18 protein-coding genes are annotated in these 19,653 nt (G+C 40.2%); 12 read left to right on the top strand and 6 right to left on the bottom strand.

Features of this window, described 5'->3' with window-relative positions; all coding sequences use genetic code 11:
- Nucleotides 1-80 precede the first annotated feature (80 nt).
- The 6 genes from LG273_RS17750 (at nt 81) to LG273_RS17725 (ending at nt 5,515) form a co-directional block, all read left to right on the top strand.
- Nucleotides 81-1,625 carry a sugar ABC transporter ATP-binding protein gene (locus LG273_RS17750; RefSeq protein ID WP_404456246.1) on the top strand — a complete coding sequence of 515 codons (1,545 nt, stop codon included), beginning with the start codon at nt 81-83 and terminating at the stop codon, nt 1,623-1,625.
- Nucleotides 1,588-2,571 carry an ABC transporter permease gene (locus tag LG273_RS17745; protein ID WP_404456243.1) on the top strand — a complete coding sequence of 328 codons (984 nt, stop codon included), beginning with the start codon at nt 1,588-1,590 and terminating at the stop codon, nt 2,569-2,571. Before LG273_RS17750 ends, LG273_RS17745 begins: the two co-directional genes overlap by 38 nt.
- A gap of 14 nt (nt 2,572-2,585) precedes the next feature.
- Nucleotides 2,586-3,620 (top strand): Gfo/Idh/MocA family protein, encoded by a 1,035-nt coding sequence (locus tag LG273_RS17740; protein WP_404456240.1) that lies wholly within the window; start codon nt 2,586-2,588, stop codon nt 3,618-3,620.
- A 136-nt stretch (nt 3,621-3,756) separates the two neighbouring features.
- Nucleotides 3,757-4,044 carry a hypothetical protein gene (locus tag LG273_RS17735; RefSeq protein ID WP_404456237.1) on the top strand — a complete coding sequence of 96 codons (288 nt, stop codon included), beginning with the start codon at nt 3,757-3,759 and terminating at the stop codon, nt 4,042-4,044.
- A gap of 108 nt (nt 4,045-4,152) precedes the next feature.
- Nucleotides 4,153-4,764 carry a TetR/AcrR family transcriptional regulator gene (locus tag LG273_RS17730; protein ID WP_404456234.1) on the top strand — a complete coding sequence of 204 codons (612 nt, stop codon included), beginning with the start codon at nt 4,153-4,155 and terminating at the stop codon, nt 4,762-4,764.
- A gap of 22 nt (nt 4,765-4,786) precedes the next feature.
- Complete coding sequence (locus LG273_RS17725; protein WP_404456231.1) at nt 4,787-5,515, top strand: GTP pyrophosphokinase family protein; 729 nt, start codon at nt 4,787-4,789, stop codon at nt 5,513-5,515.
- A 162-nt stretch (nt 5,516-5,677) separates the two neighbouring features.
- Here LG273_RS17725 and LG273_RS17720 read toward each other — a convergent pair whose 3' ends face one another.
- The 4 genes from LG273_RS17720 to LG273_RS17705 all read right to left on the bottom strand — a co-directional run bounded on the left by LG273_RS17720 (nt 5,678) and on the right by LG273_RS17705 (nt 11,808).
- Nucleotides 5,678-7,024, bottom strand: coding sequence for a sodium/glutamate symporter (locus LG273_RS17720; RefSeq protein ID WP_404456228.1), 1,347 nt, complete (start codon nt 7,022-7,024; stop codon nt 5,678-5,680).
- A 1,068-nt stretch (nt 7,025-8,092) separates the two neighbouring features.
- Nucleotides 8,093-10,153, bottom strand: coding sequence for a glucose-specific PTS transporter subunit IIBC (gene ptsG, locus LG273_RS17715; protein ID WP_404456225.1), 2,061 nt, complete (start codon nt 10,151-10,153; stop codon nt 8,093-8,095).
- A 174-nt stretch (nt 10,154-10,327) separates the two neighbouring features.
- Nucleotides 10,328-11,164 carry a glucose PTS transporter transcription antiterminator GlcT gene (glcT, locus tag LG273_RS17710; protein ID WP_404456222.1) on the bottom strand — a complete coding sequence of 279 codons (837 nt, stop codon included), beginning with the start codon at nt 11,162-11,164 and terminating at the stop codon, nt 10,328-10,330.
- 254 nt (nt 11,165-11,418) lie between these two features.
- Nucleotides 11,419-11,808, bottom strand: a complete 390-nt coding sequence (locus tag LG273_RS17705; protein WP_404456219.1) for a hypothetical protein — start codon at nt 11,806-11,808, stop codon at nt 11,419-11,421.
- Nucleotides 11,809-12,017: 209 nt separating this feature from the next.
- On the opposite strand from LG273_RS17705, the gene LG273_RS17700 reads away from it, so the two are divergent.
- Nucleotides 12,018-12,398 (top strand): helix-turn-helix domain-containing protein, encoded by a 381-nt coding sequence (locus LG273_RS17700; RefSeq protein ID WP_404456216.1) that lies wholly within the window; start codon nt 12,018-12,020, stop codon nt 12,396-12,398.
- A gap of 573 nt (nt 12,399-12,971) precedes the next feature.
- On the top strand, nt 12,972-13,397 hold the full coding sequence (locus LG273_RS17695; protein WP_404456214.1) for a pyridoxamine 5'-phosphate oxidase family protein: 426 nt from the start codon (nt 12,972-12,974) through the stop codon (nt 13,395-13,397).
- Nucleotides 13,398-13,504: 107 nt separating this feature from the next.
- Here the strand turns inward: LG273_RS17695 and LG273_RS17690 are convergent, their stop codons facing one another.
- Both LG273_RS17690 and LG273_RS17685 read right to left on the bottom strand, forming a co-directional pair.
- Nucleotides 13,505-14,518, bottom strand: a complete 1,014-nt coding sequence (locus LG273_RS17690; protein ID WP_404456211.1) for a FecCD family ABC transporter permease — start codon at nt 14,516-14,518, stop codon at nt 13,505-13,507.
- Complete coding sequence (locus LG273_RS17685) at nt 14,515-15,558, bottom strand: FecCD family ABC transporter permease (protein WP_404456208.1); 1,044 nt, start codon at nt 15,556-15,558, stop codon at nt 14,515-14,517. Before LG273_RS17685 ends, LG273_RS17690 begins: the two co-directional genes overlap by 4 nt.
- Before the next feature lie 187 nt (nt 15,559-15,745).
- On the opposite strand from LG273_RS17685, the gene LG273_RS17680 reads away from it, so the two are divergent.
- The 4 genes from LG273_RS17680 (at nt 15,746) to celB (ending at nt 19,612) form a co-directional block, all read left to right on the top strand.
- Complete coding sequence (locus LG273_RS17680; RefSeq protein ID WP_404456205.1) at nt 15,746-16,714, top strand: iron-hydroxamate ABC transporter substrate-binding protein; 969 nt, start codon at nt 15,746-15,748, stop codon at nt 16,712-16,714.
- A gap of 166 nt (nt 16,715-16,880) precedes the next feature.
- Nucleotides 16,881-17,303, top strand: a complete 423-nt coding sequence (locus LG273_RS17675) for a DUF1801 domain-containing protein (RefSeq protein WP_379562599.1) — start codon at nt 16,881-16,883, stop codon at nt 17,301-17,303.
- 682 nt (nt 17,304-17,985) lie between these two features.
- Nucleotides 17,986-18,294 carry a PTS sugar transporter subunit IIB gene (locus tag LG273_RS17670; RefSeq protein WP_404456201.1) on the top strand — a complete coding sequence of 103 codons (309 nt, stop codon included), beginning with the start codon at nt 17,986-17,988 and terminating at the stop codon, nt 18,292-18,294.
- Nucleotides 18,295-18,313: 19 nt separating this feature from the next.
- Nucleotides 18,314-19,612 (top strand): PTS cellobiose transporter subunit IIC, encoded by a 1,299-nt coding sequence (gene celB, locus LG273_RS17665; RefSeq protein ID WP_404456198.1) that lies wholly within the window; start codon nt 18,314-18,316, stop codon nt 19,610-19,612.
- Nucleotides 19,613-19,653 lie beyond the last annotated feature (41 nt).

Raw genomic sequence — 19,653 nt, 5'->3', positions numbered from 1 at the left:
ATCTGTATACAGTGTAACGGAGCCCGTACATTTTTCTCTAAAAGAAGAGCGAAGGTGAATTGGTAAAGGGGATAAAAGCTATGTCGAATGATTGGATTGTCGAAATGAACGATATAGACAAAGCATTTAATCGAGTCTCTGTATTGAAAAAGGTTTCTTTGCGAGTGAAGAAGGGTGAGATTCATGCTTTACTTGGCGAAAATGGGGCAGGGAAATCGACGCTCATGAACATTCTTGGAGGGGTGCATTCTGCAGATGAAGGATCCATCCTGGTTGATGGGGAGGAAGTGGTTTTCTCTACACCGAAAGCGTCACAAGAACTTGGGATCCGTTTTATACACCAGGAATTAAACGTCGTTGGTGATTTACGAATTTATGAAAATATGTTTCTCGGCTCAGAATTACGGAATAAGTTTGGCATTATAAAAGAAGAAGAGATGTGCCAGCAAACGAAAGAGATACTGCAAAAGCTAGGAGTGACATTAAATCCTAGGGAGTATGTCCGTAATTTAGATACCTCCTACAAGCAATTAATTGAAATAGCAAAAGCGCTATTGCACAAATCCCGCATCATTATTATGGATGAACCGACTACAGCCCTTGCGGAACATGAGGTGGAGAGGTTGTTCACCTTTATGAGAAAGCTTCGCCAGACTGGTGTCTCCATTATTTATATTTCCCATAAATTGAAGGAGATCGAAGCGATTTGTGATAGTTATACGGTCTTGCGTGACGGGGAGTGGGTTGGTACAGGAAGTGTGAAGGATACAGCACTTGATCAAATTACGAACATGATGGTCGGTAAATCTGTATCGGAGGAAAGATTTGTTCAAAGCCATTCCTTTGGAGATGTTGTGTTAGAGGTTAAACAGTTGAGTAGTGAGGAACTTTTTCATGATATTAACTTTATTGTGAGAAAAGGGGAAATTATCGGTTTTACCGGGCTTGCAGGTGATGGAAGAACAGAGATTATTGAAACATTATTTGGGTATCGGAAACATTCTAACGGAGTAGTGAAAATAAATGGGAGGCAGGTCAACATAAACCATCCAAAGCATGCGCTGAAGGCGGGGCTTGGCCTTGTACCAAAAAATCGGAAGGAAAATGCCATTATAAAGGACTTAAATGTCATTCATAATCTGACACTTTCTTCGATGGGGCATTTTGAAAAGGGTGGGTTTATTCAGGAAAAAAGAGAGAAAAGCAGGTTCTCCTATTACAAAGAGAAATTAAACATAAAAGTGCATAACCCTTCTGTCACAATTGATAAATTGAGTGGTGGGAATCAACAGAAGGTTGTCATAGCGAAGTGGCTTGAAGTTGGACCAGATGTACTTATTTTTGATAATCCTACACAGGGCATTGATGTGGGAGCAAAGCGTGAAGTTTATCAGCATATTATTGATCTGGCAGCGGAAGGTAAGGCAATTATTATTCTCTCTTCAGAAGCCCCGGAGGTAATGAAGGTTTGTCACTATATCCATGTGCTCTATCAAGGGGAAATGATAGCCGGCATTCATGGGGACGATGCAACAGAGGATATGATTATGGGTTACGCAACAGGATCGAAAAGGGAGGTAGGAGAAGGTGGGAAACACAGAAATGCAACCACAGCAAAGTCATAAACCAAAACGTCCAGACTTCAAAGAAAGACTAACGTGGCTGTGGTCTGAATACAGCGTTATTGTCGCATTTTTAATTATCTTTATTGCAGCATCATTTATGAGTCCGAGGTTTCTTGATTTAACGAACCAAATGAACATTTTGATGCAGGTATCCATTATTGGGATTATCGCGCTAGGAATGACCGTCGTTATGTTATCAGGAGGAATTGACCTTTCTGTAGGGTCTGTTCTTGCGTTAGTTGGCGTCATTACTGTTATTGCATTAAACGCAACTGGCAGTATTGTCGCAGCTGTACTGACCGCATTTATTGTGGGTTCCTTCGCCGGCCTCCTTAACGGTTTAATGGTTGCCAAGGGAAGAATTGCCTCCTTTATAGCTACGTTAGGCATGATGGCAGCAGCCAGGTCTATTGCTCTCTATATTGCAGATGGAGGAAGTATTTCTGGAGAGGTTTCCGGGTTTACGTTCATCGCAAATAGTGAAATTTTAATGATTGATTACCCGATCATCATTTTTCTTATTATGACCGTACTGGTGTATTTGCTTATGCATAAAACAAGGTTCGGGCGTTATGTGTATGCCATCGGGAGTAATGAGAAGGCAGCCATGCTATCAGGAATCCGTGTAGACCGCGTGAAAATAGGGGTATATAGCCTAACAGGATTATTAGTCAGTGTTGCTGCGACGATTGAGACATCACGACTTAACTCTATTTCTTCTTCCAGCTCAGGTGTGTCATATGAATTAGATGCCATTGCTGCGGTAATTATCGGTGGAACGCGTATGACTGGTGGGAGAGGGAAGATTATTGGGACGTTTTTTGGGGTTCTAATCCTTGGAATCTTAAATAATATGATGAACTTAATGAACGTTTCCCCTCATCTGCAAGGCTTTGTCAAAGGGCTAATTATCATCGTGGCCGTTGTATTTCAAAAACGGGAGTAATAGGGAGTGATTACATGAAAGCAGGTATTATCGGTTGTGGTTCCATTGCAAGGTTTCGACATGCCCCAGAGTATAAAGCGAATGAACATATTACAGAAATCGTATTCTATGACCGAAATCCAGAACGAGCAGAGCGCCTTGCCGCTATGTTTGATGGTACTGTAGCAGGTTCCGTGGACGATTTGTTAGAGGACCCTGATATTAAGGTTGTGAGTGATTGTTCCTCCAATGAAAACCATCCTATTTTCTCAACGCAAGCCTTGCTGCATGGGAAGCATGTACTGTGTGAAAAACCAATCTCCCTGACGGTGGAGGATGCGTCAAAAATAATAGATGCCCAAAAGAAGTCAGGTACAGTATTGATGGTTGATCATAACCAGCGTTTTACACGGGCGCATCAAAAGGCAAGGGAGATTGTTCAAAGCGGAGAGTTGGGCAAGGTGTTGACCTTTCGTACGACCTTTGGCCATAAGGGCCCTGAGCACTGGGGAATAAATAAATCAAACGCTACATGGTTTTTTAAAAAAGAACGTTCCGGTTTTGGTGTGGCAGGGGATTTGGGTATTCATAAGCTGGACTTAATACATTACCTTCTGGAAGACGACATCGTTAAAATTAGTGCCCTTCAGGGGGCGCTCGATAAAGTGGATGAACAAGGGAAACCAATCGAAGTATGTGATAACATTGTGGCCACCATGCAGACAAAAAAAGGCTGTCTAGGAACGGCTTGCTTTTCCTGGACTTATTACGGGGAAGAAGATAACAGCACCATCTTATATTGTGAAAAAGGAATCATAAAGATCTACCATCATCCGGATTATCAGCTTGAAGTGATTCACTCTAATGGAGAAAAGGTTCACTACCAGTTAGAAAAAATGCAAACGAATGATGTTCAGACCAATACAGGCGTCATTAATGCATTTATTGATTGTGTGCAAAGTGGTAGAAAGCCAATTGCTTCTGGGGAGGATGCATTAGTATCATTGCGAGTGGTTTTGGCAATGCTCGAGTCAGCTGAAACCGGCCATGCTATCACGATATCTTCTTAAGGTTTTAACATACAGGCAAAGCTACTAACCTTATAGGTTTACCAACTCGCCTCCTACTGCCATCTGGGTCGACGGGAATGTCTTCATTGCGTTCATCAATTGGAGTTAGTAAGATGGAGGGGAATGGAGGGTTGGTATGAAGCTATTGGCTCAACAGTCGTATTTTAAAGTCGAGCGCAAGGTAACAAGTATAGAACAGATTGATATTGAACATGAACGGGCTCTTAAGCTATTTGATCAAAAAATTACGAGTCAAAATAGAGAGTTTTCAATGGAAGATATCTTGGATATGTCTTATCGAGAAATAGGTAATGACGGTGGGGGACTGCTATACTTACATACCAGTAAAGGTGTTTTTTCGTATACGGTGAAGGACTCTCCTGTGGCGTTCATTGAAGAGTACCGCAAACATTTCCGGGCATAATTGTGTCTATTACATGACATCGCGTCATATCGTATTGAACTATGATGTGGTGTCAGGTAATATATTATTATATACAAGTGACACGGTGTCACAATAGGAGTAGATATTATGCCGACTTTAACATTTTACAACCTTCCCAAAGAAAAGAAACAAAAGTTGGTTGCAGCAGCTGAGCAAGAGTTTTCTCGTGTGCCTGTTTATGAGGCTTCTATAGCAAATATTGTCAAACAAGCAGGTATACCTCGTGGAAGCTTTTATCAATATTTTGAAGGGAAAGAAGATGCTTACTTCTTTTTACTGAATATGCAAGCACAGAAGCGGCAACATATTTTTTATTCCCTTTTAAAAGAGCATAGGGGAAACCTTTTTAAAACAATGACGGAGATGTATGCCATTCTTTTGAAGGAAATACCAGGACAGGAAAACCTTCAATTTCTAAAGCATGCTTTTCTCAATCGATCCCATAGGGTAGAGCAATCACTTTCGGAAATGTTTAGCTATGGTGACGACAAAGAGATGGTCTCCAGCCTCAAAGATCATCTCAATATGACACTGTTAAATATTGAATCAGATAGTGAGTTGGCACATCTCATGCAAATTATTATCGCGGTTACGATGCGAAACATGATGGAGAAATTTTCTGGAAACCTTTCAGATAAACAGGCATTGGAGAATTATAAAACAGAATTAACGATGCTGCAGAGAGGACTTTGCAGGTGAAGCTTGAGGAGGAAAGTTGCATATGGTAGCAGGAACGGTCAATGATCTTAAAAACCTGAAAGTAGAGTTAACAAGATTTATGATGTCTTATAAGTTTGCTTTGCACGAAATGAATACGAAAATTGATATATTAAAGCAAGAATTTCATTATATTCATGAATACAATCCAATTGAACATGTAAAATCACGACTGAAATCACCCGAAAGTATTCTTAACAAGGTAAAAAAGAAAGAATATGCCCTGTCACTTCCAATCATAAAAGAGAAGATACGAGATATTGCAGGTATCCGGATAACATGTTCTTTTATATCGGATATCTATGAGATAAGCAATATGCTACAAAGGCAAAAAGATATCACTGTCGTTGCATGCAAGGATTATATTAAAAACCCTAAGCCTAATGGGTATCAGAGTTTACACCTCATTTTGCAAATACCAATTTTCATGTCAGACCGGGAAGAATTAATGTATGTGGAAATTCAAATACGAACAATAGCCATGGACTTTTGGGCTAGTCTGGAGCATAAAATTTACTATAAATACAATAAAGAAGTGCCAGAACATTTAATGGCAGAGTTAAAAGAAGCAGCAGATTCTGCGACAAAACTGGATCGTAAAATGGAAGGGATTCATAAAAAAATGGCAGTGCTTAAGGAAGAGGTTCAAGAAGAAAAGGATAATTCATTGGAGCTTATGTTACTAAATGAACGTTTTGCTTTGCCTGAGGACTTTTTAGAAAAAGAATCGTAAATAATGTCTGCAACTTATATAGTAATAAAACGCCGAAAGATTCATCTCTTCCCCTGAGAGTTTGAAAATCTTTCGGCGTTTTGCTTGCAAAATATATATCGTTTTTAGTTTTGTATTATTCGTTGGCAACAGCTTTTTCGCCAATTCTCCCTACCTAAATCCTTACCCGTCAAGTTTTTGTCTTCCCCATAGGCCGAAGGAGCGGTGGACAAAAATGATAATCGCTCCTGCAAGAAGCAAGACTAGTGGAATAACCCATGTAAAGCCAAAGGAAACCAAAATTGGAGCAAATGTAACAATCGCGATATCAAATGGAGCTACGCCAATATATGCCAAGGCGTAATCATCAGTCGTCTTACTCTTTAATTCTGGATCGACAATACGAAGAAGGGCTAGTCCCATTGCTACTGTACCAGTACTCCATCCCCAGCCAAATAAGGATTTTTCTGTCCAGAAATCTTTAAAGATATTTGGCCCGATAAAACGGAAAAGAATATAAGCCCAAATAGTCCCGAATAAAAACAGTAGTGCAAGCGGTAAGGCATAATCTACTACAACGGTAATGTTGATCGATGCAATCCCGATCGCTACTAAGTAGTCAGTAGCTGTACCGCCAATACGTTCCATTACACGTTGATCAATATAGTCGTCTGCCTTCACTTTGCGACTCCCCACTTGGAAAAGCAATGCCAGGATAAAGGCTATACTGAATAGCGGTATGGAAACTGCAGGAATCGCCTGCTGTAAAATATCTGAGACCCAATAAGAAATCCCAATAACAAGGGCAATGATCGAAATATGCAGGACAAGTGGGTCAATAGAGCTTGAAGAGACTGTTTCTTCCCCCATCGCTACACGTTCTCTTTTTCCAACTAGACCTGAACGCAATTCGGTTGGTAGCTCCTTAAAGCTCTTGATAAAGCGCGTGTGCCCTTTTTCAGTGCTTTGTTTTACTAGCACTAATCCGCCTAGGACTGCAATTAAAATCCCAATCGTTGCAGATGTCATGGCAAGGTCCATCGCCTCATCCCATCCGTAATATTGGAATCCTTCCCCAATTGCTGCCGCAGTTCCATGACCTCCAAGGAATCCGGCTCCAAGAATTAACCCAAAGCCACTTGGTAAATCGGAAAATAGTGGGACTAGTACGATGAGGCCAAACAATGCACCTGCACCCCACATTAAAAGCGTTAAAAGCATGGAAAAGGACCACATTTCTCTTACACGGTGAATGATCTCCTTCAAATTAACCTTTGCTGCGCCAATTGGAATGGCGGCGAAAATAACGGCAATTAAAAGACCGGGATAGGAACTGAATTGATCAGAAAAAGGCAACCAATCTAGGCCACTTGGTCCTAAAGCTAGTCCAATAAAACCGGCAATCATGCTTGCAGGAAGAAAAAGCGCCTGCATCCACTTTATTTTTGCACGTAAAACGGTACCTGCAAGTAATAATCCAGAAATAATACTTATATCAATCATAAGTGCTACAATAGTAAATTCGTTCATATATGAAGTTCCTCCTTCTGTATGCTGTGTATAATGTCCTAATAATTAATGGGAGAATTTTGCCCAGTATGGTTTATCCCGCCTTAACTGGCAGTAAGACCCCCAGTTCAAGAATACGGGAAATCAAGCATTCTAAGTGGGGGACAACTGCCAGTAAAGGTCCGATTCGTTCAACTAACATTTGGTGAGGGAGGATAGAAACCCCCACCAAATGAAGTTTCACTTTATTATGTCCGCAGTGAATCAGTGCATCCTTATAGATGCAGTGTGGAAGGACGGAAGGTTTTAGCCATGTGAAGTACACCACGACAAATGAACTTGGCTTTCCAATTTACTTACTTGTAAGCGGCCAAGTGATTTGCTGGGATTTCTTATAATGTTCCTTCATATCGCCAAGCAAATAGATAGAGATAGGCTTGGTTAAAGTGATTCTTACTAGCTGGAAAAATATCACCGGAGATGTAACGTTTTCCTTGTGAGTAATGGAAAGGATAAGACTTGGTATTGAGTGGTGGAAAAACCATCATGTCGGATCATTACATCGTGTAGATGAAACAACTAACAACTGATTATTCCGTTCACATAAGTTGTATAGGTTTTTGGTGGCGTTCGCTGAAATTGGGGGATTAGCGTTGCCTGTTTGAAGAAGGGTAATAACGTCTTATCTTCGTTTTACTAAGTTTTACTCATATCCAGCTCGGAGCACGAACATACGATAAACAATCTTAGGTTTCTTGTGACTTTGTTCATTTTATAGACGCAGGAAAATGAGTACGTTTCACACGTAAGAGCTTGGCTTTCTCTTTCTAATATAACGACTGCAAGCCACGTCATATCAGAGTCCTTGCTTCGATGTCTACCCAAAGAACGCTTGTTCTTTAGCTAAATTATAAACAAGTTATAAGGAAAAGGGAAGCCTTTTTGCCTAATTCATAACCAATTTAACTACTAAAAGATACGTTTATTTAATAAATCGTTAACTTTTTAATAGTTAATAGGGAGAAAAGCAACCCCGAACGACCTACAAAAAGGCCCTCGGGGTTTGTCAAAAATTCACTTTAAATTTATTTATTCTTTTTCAATTTGAATAATACCTTTTTCATTCGTCTCGACATTACCTTGCTTTTGAATAGTTAAGTTTTCACCTTCTTGCAGGTTTGTAAAGACGATAGGTGTAATAATTGATTTAGCGTTTTGCTCGATGTAATCCAAATCTGCTTTTAATAGAGGTTGTCCAGCTTTTACGTTCTCACCTTGCTCGATAAGGATTTTAAATCCTTTTCCTTCTAGATGAACTGTATCAAGGCCAACGTGAATTAAGATTTCTCTGTTGCCCTCGGATTGGAGGCCAATCGCGTGTTTTGTCGGGAAAACATTAATTACTTTTCCGTCAACTGGTGAAACAACTGTTCCGTCAGTAGGGATAATCGCAAAACCATCCCCCATCATTTTAGCAGAAAAGACTTCATCAGGTACTTCCGTGATCGAAACAAGCTCACCTTGTAATGGAGCATGAATTACTTCATCTGTGTTGACTTCATTCTGCAATGCTTTTGGGTTTACTTCCTCTATTTGCTGCTTTACTTCTTCCTGCTGGTTCGGTTCTGTTACCCGTGGCTTTCTGCCAGACATAATATCCCGTATTTGTCCTTTTATGGTCTCTGAACGAGGGCCGAATATGGCTTGAATATTATCGCCTACTTCAAGCACGCCAGCTGCACCGAGCTTTTTAAGTTTGTCTTTATCTACATCGCTAATGGAGTTAACAGAGACACGTAATCTTGTAATACAAGCGTCTAAATGGGAGATGTTTTGCGGTCCTCCCATTGCATTTAATACATTGTATGCAAGGTCTCCAGCTTCCGTTTTTGTTTCATCTTCAACTTCTTCATCTTCTTCTCTTCCCGGAGTCATCAGGTTAAATTTCTTAATAAAGAAACGGAAGATAACATAGTAAATAACACCAAAGATTAGGCCGAGAATAATCGTGATCCACCATGGTTCCTGGTTAGGTAGTATACCAAAAAGCGCAAAGTCAATGGCTCCACCTGAGAAGGTGTATCCTACATTAACACTGAACATCGTCATGAGTACGAATGATAGACCGTCCAGAACTGCGTGTATGAAGAATAACAATGGTGAGATGAACATGAATGTAAACTCAAGTGGTTCTGTAATCCCCGTTAAAAAGGATGTTAATGCTGCAGAACCTAATAATCCTGCAACCAATTTCTTTCTAGATGGTTTTGCTGCATGGTACATGGCAAGTGCTGCTGCTGGTAGTCCGAACATCATAATCGGGAACTCCCCAGCCATAAAGTTACCAGCTGTAATTTCTACACCCTCTTTTAACTGAGTAAAGAAGATGGTCATGTCACCACGAACGATATTTCCTGCTTCTGTCGTGTAAGAACCAAATTCATACCAGAAAGGTGCATGGAAAATATGATGCAATCCAAATGGTATTAATAATCGTTTAATAAACCCAAAGAAGAATACTGCTAAATAAGTTCCTTCTTCAATTAGCCAATAAGAAGCATTATTCATGGCACCTTGGACAGGTGGCCAGATAACAAGGAGCATTAAGCCTGCTACAAAGGCTGCAGCTGCTGTCGCTATAGGGACAAAACGCTTCCCTGCAAAGAACCCAAGAAATGAAGGCATCTCAATATCGTGAAACTTGTTGTAGCAAAAAGCGGCAATCAGCCCAATAATAATCCCGCCAAACACACCTGTTTGTAAGGTAGGGATTCCTAAGACTGTTGCGTAACCGGGATCAGCGGCAATCATATCAGGGGTTACACCAATCCAGGAACTCATTACCTGGTTCATTACTAAGTAACCTACAATAGCCGCAAGACCAGCTGCGCCATCTGCAGCTAATCCAATTGCTACCCCGACCGCGAATATAAGTGCCAGATTATCAAATATAATTCCACCAGCGTCTTCCATAACGGTCGCTAGCAGTTGAATCCAATCAGCGCTCAAAAAGGGCAGATATTCCAGCATTGTTTCCTGTTGAGCAGCATTACCAAATCCAAGTAGTAAGCCAGCTGCTGGCAGAAGCGCTACTGGCAACATCAATGCCTTCCCAACTTTTTGGAGCACGCCAAAAGCTTTTTTAAACATAGGTAAACCTCCTATTAAATTGTATAAATGACTCTAATTAAAATACGAAAGCACATAAAAAAGGCATGAATAGGTACGAAAAAAGGTATGATAGGGATGGCCTCCTCAGATCATTACTTTTTATTATCGTCTCTACTCATGCCTGATCGAATCAGTAACACGTATATTATATTATTATTTCGTCATAAGCCGCTGCAGATGCATGGTTAAATATACTGCTTCTGCTTCATATACTGGCTTCTTTAATGCTTGCTGCATAATTTTAATCAGTTTCCAGGAGAGATTATAGCATGTTGGATACTCGGATTTCAATAGCGTAGCAATTTTTTCTGGCTCTTGAACCTTTTCATCGTTTATCACGCGCTCGATCGTGTAGCGTAAGTGGCGGAGTAAACGCGCATATTCCATTCCATTACGATCAATGGTCACGTGGAGTTGTTTCTCTATCATTTCAATCAGCTGTATAATCAATTTAGAGTACCGATTAACATCTGAAACGGTTTTATCAGTCATGGCACTATGGACGTGTAAAGCGATAAATCCAATTTCTCCTTCAGGTAAATCTATTTCCATAGATTGGTTAATAAATTCCACTACTTCAGCTGCAACTTCATACTCAAATGGGTAGAGTGCTTTCGTTTCAGTTGAGAATGGATTTTTAATCGTTAATCCGTTCAGGAGTCTAGTTGTGGCGAAAAGAATGTGATCTGTCAGGGCGACATGTACCTTTTCACTTAGGATAGTTTTTGTCCTTCTTCGTATTATTTCAATGGAGGATATGATCGTATTTAACGTGTTTTCATCCAGTACAGGTATTAAACTTTTGTAATGCTCCTGTTCTCTCTGGTTGCGCAATACAAACAACTTCTCAACTATATCTTCTGGGATAACAGCATCCTTGCTTTTATTAAATCCAATCCCTTTACCGATCAAAACGACTTCTTGTTGGTTTTGATCGAGGGCGATCAAAACATTGTTGTTGAGAGCCTTTACAACTCGATAATCGTTCATTCTTTATCACGTCCTTCAAAGCTATATCATAGCATTATATGACATAACATGAAAGGAATATATCCCGCCTTAACTGGCAGTAAGACCCCCACTTCAAGAATGCGGGAAACAATCAAGCATTCTAAGTGGGGGATCAACTGCCAGTAAAGGTCCGATTCGTTCAACTAACATTTGTTGGGGGAGAAAGGGAAACCCCCAACAAATGAAGTTTCACTTTATATAAATCGGCTCAGGGTTAAAGAATGATTAAAAACCTAAACTTCTTTTACGACAATTGCCTGTGTCGCTTTTACCTTTTTACAATCCTCAAATGCTTCCTTTTCTACCAATCCAAGCTTTATTGCGGCTTCTATTTTTTCGGTGTCAGGCTTTCTCTCTACTAGAATAAAGTCATGGAGGTTAGCATCCTCGAGCTTTTTAAGTGTTAATTCCGTTTCATAGAGAATACTAGACCTTATTTGTCGTTTTAACTGATAATTCCCCCGCTTAATTTCCCCGGCTTTGTCTGCACCTATTTCTTCGTTAAGATAGGTGTGAAACTTTTTCTTCAGTCGGTTCATTTCTTGTTCCAATTCTTTCTTTTGCTTATTTAATATATCGTAACGCTTTATGTCTTCTTCAGAGATCCATTGAGCTTTATCCATGAGCACTCCTCCTCGGTCTTTCTTATGGAATAAGTCTATGAAACAAACAGTAAATTCATGACAGACGCCTCTGGCTTTAACTTTGTAAACAGAATATATATTTTTCAGAAGAGTTTAAAATTAGGATTTAAATTTTACAAAAATATGCTATGATGATAACTATACAAATTTATAACAAAGGGAGTCTATTGGTTAAGCAGGAGGTACACATGAGCGATATAGGGGATAAATTAAAAAAACTGAGAGAAGAAAAAGGATATACGCCAGAAGAAATAGCAAGACAATTACACTTTACTAAAAGTGTTGTCTGGAGTTATGAACTTGGAAAAAGAGAACCAAGTCATGACCATCTTTGCCAAATGGCTCAATTATACGGTGTCACGGTAGAGGATATTCTAAAGGAAGAAAAACATAAATTGATTATTGATTTGCAGCTGGATAAGACATGGGAAGACTACAAGTTCTGTGTGGGGCATATGGAGCTTAATAAAGCAGAGCTAGAAGATGCAATCCTACTTATTAAGGCAAGACGTATGGTTAAAAACCAAACAGAACGAAAAATTCATGGTCCATATGGTAGAAAACATTAATTGCTAAGGATATTTGTATATAGAAAGCGGATTGAATTAACCATTCGCTTTTTCTTATGGAAACTCTAAGCTGTATCATATCAATAGTTGCCGTATTTATTTGAAATAGGTAAGTTAAGAATTATTAGTATAAGCTTCCCAGATAAAGTCCGTTGCTGACAATGACTATATCTACTGATATTAGCGGATTGCATATACGTAGACTCCAGTGGGAAGTAAGAGTTCGGCGAGACCCCACAGGACGCCAGTCCGAGTAGGCTCGCCACTCGCCCACGGAAAGCGAAGTATTTGCAATCTGCGGTGTTCCGAAAGATTGTTTATCATTAAGATAGTCTTTACAACGATTAACCAATGTAAAGAGAACCTTAATCGCAAGGTTAGCTTGATGGCCTTGTCATATAAAGTGAAACTTCATTTGGTGGAGGGCCCTTCCTCCCACCAAATGTTAGTTGAACGAATCGGACCATACTGCCAGTTAAGGCATAATACACTAAGGCATTCACCATTATAATGTTTAATTTGTCTGTCCGAATGGAATAATACTAATAGCTATAATAAAAGGAGTGTATATCCATGGACAGCCAAGCTGAAATTAAAAAAGAGGTTGAGCATATACTAGATAACAGTCATGTCGGAACAATGGCTACAGTGAAAAAGAACAAGCCACATTCAAGATATATGACTTTTCACAACGATGGATTAAAGCTTTATACACCAACAAATGAAGATACGGACAAGACGGAAGAAATTGAAGAAAACCCTTATACGCATATCATTTTAGGCTATGAAGGAGAAGGGTTTGGCGACAGTTTTGTAGAGTATGAAGGAAAAGTAACGTTTAATGATTCAGAGGAAGTAAAAAAAGCGCTATGGAATGAACATATGAAGCTATACTTCGACGGTCCGGACGACCCAAATTTAGTCGTGTTAGAGATTGAACCGATAGCAGTACGTCTGATGAATAAAAAAGGGGAGCCACCTAGAGAACTGGTTCTATAAAGCGGAGCTAGAACATTGAAATGAAACAAGTGGTTCTACTTTTTAAAGAGAGTAACGTCGAACGAATTCGAGCTTCGAGAAGCTTCGAATGATCGTTCGGCGTATTTTTATGACTTCATAAGCAGGTAGATGAAATAAATTCCACCTATTACGGAAACGACTAGTCCTACTGGAATTTCCGAAGGGGACAAAATATTCCTTCCTATCGTGTCGGCAACGAGAAGAAGAAATCCCCCCATCAGTGCTGTGATAGGCAATACAGCTTGATGTCTCGTTCCAACAAGTTTCTTAACTAAATGTGGGGTAACCAGTCCTAAGAAAGCGATCCCCCCACCTACAGCAACACTTGAGCCTGCAAGGGCTACGGCTGTTACTAATAGAAGCATTCTTTCTCGTTCAACTTTCGTACCTAACCCTTTGGCAATATCATCCCCGAGATTCATGGTGTTTAAGGCATTTGCTTTAAGGAAGGCAACTGGTAATAAAATGAATATCCATGGTAGCAAAGCATTTACATACGACCAATCGGTTCCCGAGATATCACCTGATAACCATACAGTTGCTCTTGTAAAGTCATTCGGATCCATTTTCAATTGAAATACAATAATGAGAGCCGAGAAAGCGGCATTAATTCCAATCCCTACAAGAATAAGGCGAATTGGTGAAACGCCATCCTTCCAGGAAATAGCATATATCAAAGTAGCTGCCACGATGGAACCGATTAAAGCAGCGGCTGGTAACAAAAAGACTGGTGTGCTAGAAGCGTCTATACTGCCAGACTGGAAAAGGTAAATGGACAAAACTACAGCAAAGCCAGCTCCAGCATTAATTCCGATTATCCCCGGATCTGCCAGCTCATTTTGGGTAACACTTTGCAAAATTGCTCCTGAAACAGCCATTCCTGCTCCGATAAGGAGGGCGATAACCATGCGAGGCAGACGAAAATCAAATAAGATTAAACCAGTTTGTGAGGTCCCGTTACCTGTTAGGGTCTTCCAAACATCTAGAGGGGATATTTGCATAACCCCTAGGTTTAAACTAATGATAAGTGTTAGCAAAATGGCAATTATTAACGAAATGGCAACGAGCCAATCTTGTTTAGATTGTGTTAGCTTTTTCATGATTTAGTCCTCCCCTCACGGCGTGCGAGATAAAGGAAGAAAGGCACGCCCACTAATGCTGTAATCGTACCTACAGGTGTTTCAAATGGAGGGTTCACCATTCGAGAAACGGTGTCAGCAGTCACGAGTAAAATCGCACCAAGTATAGCTGAGCATGGAATAATCCACCGATAATCTGTCCCAACAAGAAAACGGGTTATGTGGGGAATGACTAGACCAATAAAACCGATCGTCCCTGCAACCGAAATAGCCGCCCCTGTTAACAGTAATACAACAAGGGTCCCTACAATTTTAATCAAAAGGGTTTTTTGACCAAGTCCTCTTGCAAGGTCTTCACCTAAATTAAGTACTGTAATCGAACTGCTTAATGCCAGTCCGATGATTAAACCTATTACGACGATGGGGGCGAGTAATTGTACATGAACCCATTGCACACTTGCTACTCCGCCTGCATACCAAAAGCTAAGATCTTTAGCAATATTAAAGTGAATGGCAATCGCCGAGGAAACGGAACTTAAAAGTGCTGTGACTGCAGTACCGGCAAGGGCAAGCTTTACAGGGGTCAGTCCAGTTTTAGAGATTGAACCCACACCAAATACAATCCCTGCCCCAATTCCTGCACCTAAAAATGCCCAGATCATAATCGTCACATTAGAAGCTTCAGGCATAAGAGCGAAAGCAATGGCCATCATAAAGGTAGCACCTGCTGTAACCCCCATAATCGAAGGAGAAGCAAGTGGATTACGCGTCATCCCTTGCATGATCGAGCCGGATACAGCAAGAGCCGCACCAATTAAAGCAGCAGCCAATCCTCTTGGGATCCGTAAATTGCGGATAATTTGATGAGATGTCTGCTGGGGATCATAGTGAGCTAAGCTTTGCCATATAGTGGCTAACTGAATATCAGAAGCCCCATAAAGGATAGACGAGGCGATACAAAGTAATAGTAAGACCAAGCCAATCGTAAGGATGCCTGTGGCAACTAAAGGCTTGGATGGTTTCCGACCTTTGGTAGCGAAAAATCTATTTAGAAAAGACATAAAGAATACTCCTTATATGTAACCAAATTAAAAACTGTTGCCATTCTATTATAAGGGAAAAGTAATGACAATAACATTAGAAATAATCTTCATGGAATAATCATTATTTTATTGTAAATGAGAATGAAAATTGTTATCATTAAAAAAGTTACAGTATAGATATCTATTATAAAGGAGAACACAGACAATGAACTTTAATAAAAAGCTAGTTCTAGCTGGCATTCTTTTTGTAACACTCCTACTTGCGGCATGTGGGGAAAGTGACAATGCTGCAGAGGATAATGGTGATACGTCAACAGAGCAAGAGCAAAATGGTACGCGTACCATAACTGATGCTGTAGGAAACGAAGTAGAGGTTCCAGCAAACCCACAAAACGTGATCGCATCCTATCTTGAAGATTACTTAGTGGCACTTGATATAACACCAGTCGCGCAATGGTCAGTAAGGGACGGGGAAGATGTGCAGGATTACTTACAGGATGATCTTGGACAAGTCCCAACCATACCAAGTGACCTCCCATATGAAGCTGTAGCAAGCTTTGAGCCGGACTTACTTATTATGGATTCAGCCGAAATGGTAGAAGGAAATAAATATGAACAGTATTCAAAAATAGCACCAACCTATGTTGTTGGAGAAGCGCAAAATAATGAATGGCGAGAAGAGCTTAAAGACGTAGCGAAAGTATTTGCCAAAGAAGAAGAAGCGGAACAAATATTAACAGATTACGAAGAAAAAGCAACAAACGCCAAAGAAGAAATTAGTAGCGCTATTGGTTCTGAATCTGCTGCTGCACTTTGGTTGTTTAATGACACCTTTTATATTGTAAATGAGAATTTATCCAGTGGAGATGTGCTTTATAATGACTTAGGTCTAACGGCGCCAAACGTTGTGCAAGAGATCTCAGGAGATACTGTTGCAAACTGGTCAGAAATTTCGTTGGAGAAGCTAGCAGAGCTGGATGCAGATCATATTTTCCTTATTAATGATGACAAGGAAAGTGGCTCCAAAATGCTAGATGACCCAATCTGGCAAAATATCCCGGCTGTACAAAACGGCAACATATACGAATACCCAGGTGACTCTGCTTGGCTGTATACAGGCCCAATTGCAAATTCACAAATTATAGATGACGTCTTAGAAAGCGTGACGGAATAATAGAAAGAACACCTTGGCTCACGATAAAATGAGCGGGTGTTCTTTTTTTAAAGGTGAGTTTGTTTTCTATATTTTCGAACATTTCCCCTCCAATTCATGCTACTATAGCCATAACATACCTTATAAGAAAACGAGCTAGATAACTTTAAACAAGGGGGCGAAATAGATGTATGAGCAGAAAATAAAGGAAAACGATGCAAAGGTAGAAGCGTTTATTGAAACGGTAGAAAATCCTAAAAAACGTGCGGACGCATATAGGCTTTTGGAAATTTTCACAGAAACTACAGGGTACCAAGCAAAGATGTGGGGAGATAGCATGATTGGATTTGGATCCTATCATTATAAATATAAATCGGGCCATGAAGGGGATGCAATGCTCGTTGGTTTTTCACCACGTAAGGCCAAGTTCAGTCTATATTTTGCTACAGGGGACACAGAAAGAGAAAACTTACTAGAGAGATTTGGTAAGCATAAAACGGGAAAAGCTTGTGTGTATATTAACAAGCTAGACGATGTGGATGAAGAGGTTTTAAAAGAGCTTATTACACAATCTGTTCAGTTTTTACAAAAGACATATCCAGCACAGTAATAGTTAGCAATTTGAAAGAATCGTTTTATCTCTAAACGTATGCGCAATTGAACGTTAACGTAAATACAAAGTGATACAACAGAAAGCCGGCTGTGGAGGTTCATCTCTACAGCTTTTTCAATAGATAAGGAAGTATAAAAAAATGGCGGTATGTTGTTCTTAGACAGGAACAGCCACGTCCAGCTCCAGCGCCCAGAAACTAGGCGACTTCACGAAATCGCCCTACGATAAGTCATCATCGGTTCGTATCCTCACCGTGATCCCTTTATCTCAGTTGATTCGCTCCATCCGCTACGTTTCTAAACGACGCTCTGCGCTTTTCTTTTAACCAGAGGCTTAGTCGCACTTATACCCTTGTGGTGAAAGTCATCATCGGTTCGTAAAATAAAGGAAGGTCGACTAAAACCGGCCCTGCCGGCCAACGCCGACATACCCCTGATGCAGGGGCATGAAACATTATCTCAGTTGATTCGTTCCACTCGCTACGTGGGCCCGGAGGATCCGGGTCATGCCGACGTTGCCTCAGGACGAGGCGAACTTAGTCGGCGTTCCTTAAAACGGGCGCTTGCGCCTTTGTTCGTGCTTATAACCATTTCCACTATGTGAAGGAAAATGAATGTGTTTAGTTGAAAGCGCTTTTAAAATATAGTTTATGTAGATGGAAAAACAAGGAGGAATTAGCATGAAAAATATCTTGCTGGCATGTTCTGCAGGAATGTCGACAAGTTTACTTGTGACAAAGATGGAGGAGAAAGCTACGGAAAAAGGAGTGGAGGTTACGATTTGGGCAGTAGCACAGGACAAAGTAATGAAAGAAATTGAAAAAGCGGATGTACTATTAATCGGGCCACAGATGCGCTTTATGAAAAATAAGTATACGGCGGTAGCAGACGAACATGGCATACCAGTTGATGTTATTGACCCGATTGCATACGGGAGAGTGGATGGAGAAGCCGTACTAGATAAGGCCTTAGCGTTAATTAAAAATTAACAATTGAAAAGGGGGAACAATGATGAATAGTAAGTTCATGAGTTTCTTAGAGAACATGTTATTACCTATTGCAGATAAGCTAAACAACAATCGTTATTTATCTGCCCTAAGGGATGGCTTTATGGTGGCATTGCCACTTATCATTTTCGGTTCTATATTTGTTGTTATTGCTAACTTTCCTTTCCTGGACAAAATGATCAGTGAGGAAGCATTTACCGCATACCAGAACGCCCTTGGGCCAGCCTCGGCAGCAACTTTAAGTATCATGGGTGTATTTGTAATGATTGGGATTGGTTATAAGCTGACAGAGCATTACGGTGGGGAAGCAATCTATGGGGGTGTCGTAGCGTTAGCAGCCTTTTTAATCATGACCCCACAGGTGCTAGAAGGGGTATCAGGTGTTATTCCCACGTCAGTCCTTGGTGCAGAAGGGATGTTTCTTGGTATTTTCACAGCATTTATTTCAGCAGAATTATATCGGTTTTTTGTTAATAAAAATTGGACCATAAAAATGCCAGCGGGTGTGCCAGGTGCTGTTTCAAGGTCCTTTAGTGCATTAATTCCAATTACATTGACTTTAACCGTTTTCTTGATAATCCGAATAATTTTTAGTTATACAAACTTCGAGACTGTACAGAACTTTATTTATAGTGTTATTCAGCAGCCTCTAACCATACTTGGAAGTGGGCTACCTGCAACAATTATTGCGGTGTTATTAATTCAAGTCTTTTGGTTCTTCGGACTTCATGGTCAAATTATTATAAACTCCGTGTTTGATCCAATTTGGTATACACTTAATGATCAGAATCTTGCTGCGTTTCAAGCAGGTACAGAGCTACCTAATATTATTACGAAACAGTTTATCGATTCATTTTTAGTAGGTATGGGTGGTTCTGGTATGACGCTTGCAGTCATTATCCTCATCTTCATGATAGGAAAAAGCAGACAGTTAAAAGAGCTAGGTAAACTTGGGGCACCAGCAGGCTTATTTAATGTGAATGAACCGATCATTTTTGGCTTGCCAATTATCATGAATCCATTAATCTTAATTCCATGGCTGCTTGCACCAGTTGTGGTGACACTGATTACGTATTTTTCAATGCAAACAGGGTTGGTGCCACCTCCAGCAGGGGTTATTGTGCCATGGACAACACCGCCTATTTTAAATGGATTCCTGGCTACAGGAAATGCATGGCAGGGCGGGGTACTGCAGGCCTTTAATTTACTGGTCGTAGTGTCCATTTGGTGGCCGTTCTTAAAGATTTTGGATAAAAATTACTATGAAACAGAGAAAACAGAAGGAAAAGATGTAGCTTAAGGCTAATAAGTAAAAGTAGAAATGGAACATATATTAATAGA

The organism is Oceanobacillus kapialis (assembly GCF_044790185.1).
GTDB lineage: Bacteria > Bacillota > Bacilli > Bacillales > Amphibacillaceae > Oceanobacillus_B > Oceanobacillus_B kapialis.
Note: the sequence above shows the minus strand (reverse complement) of the source record. Positions and strands in the feature narration are given on the sequence as shown.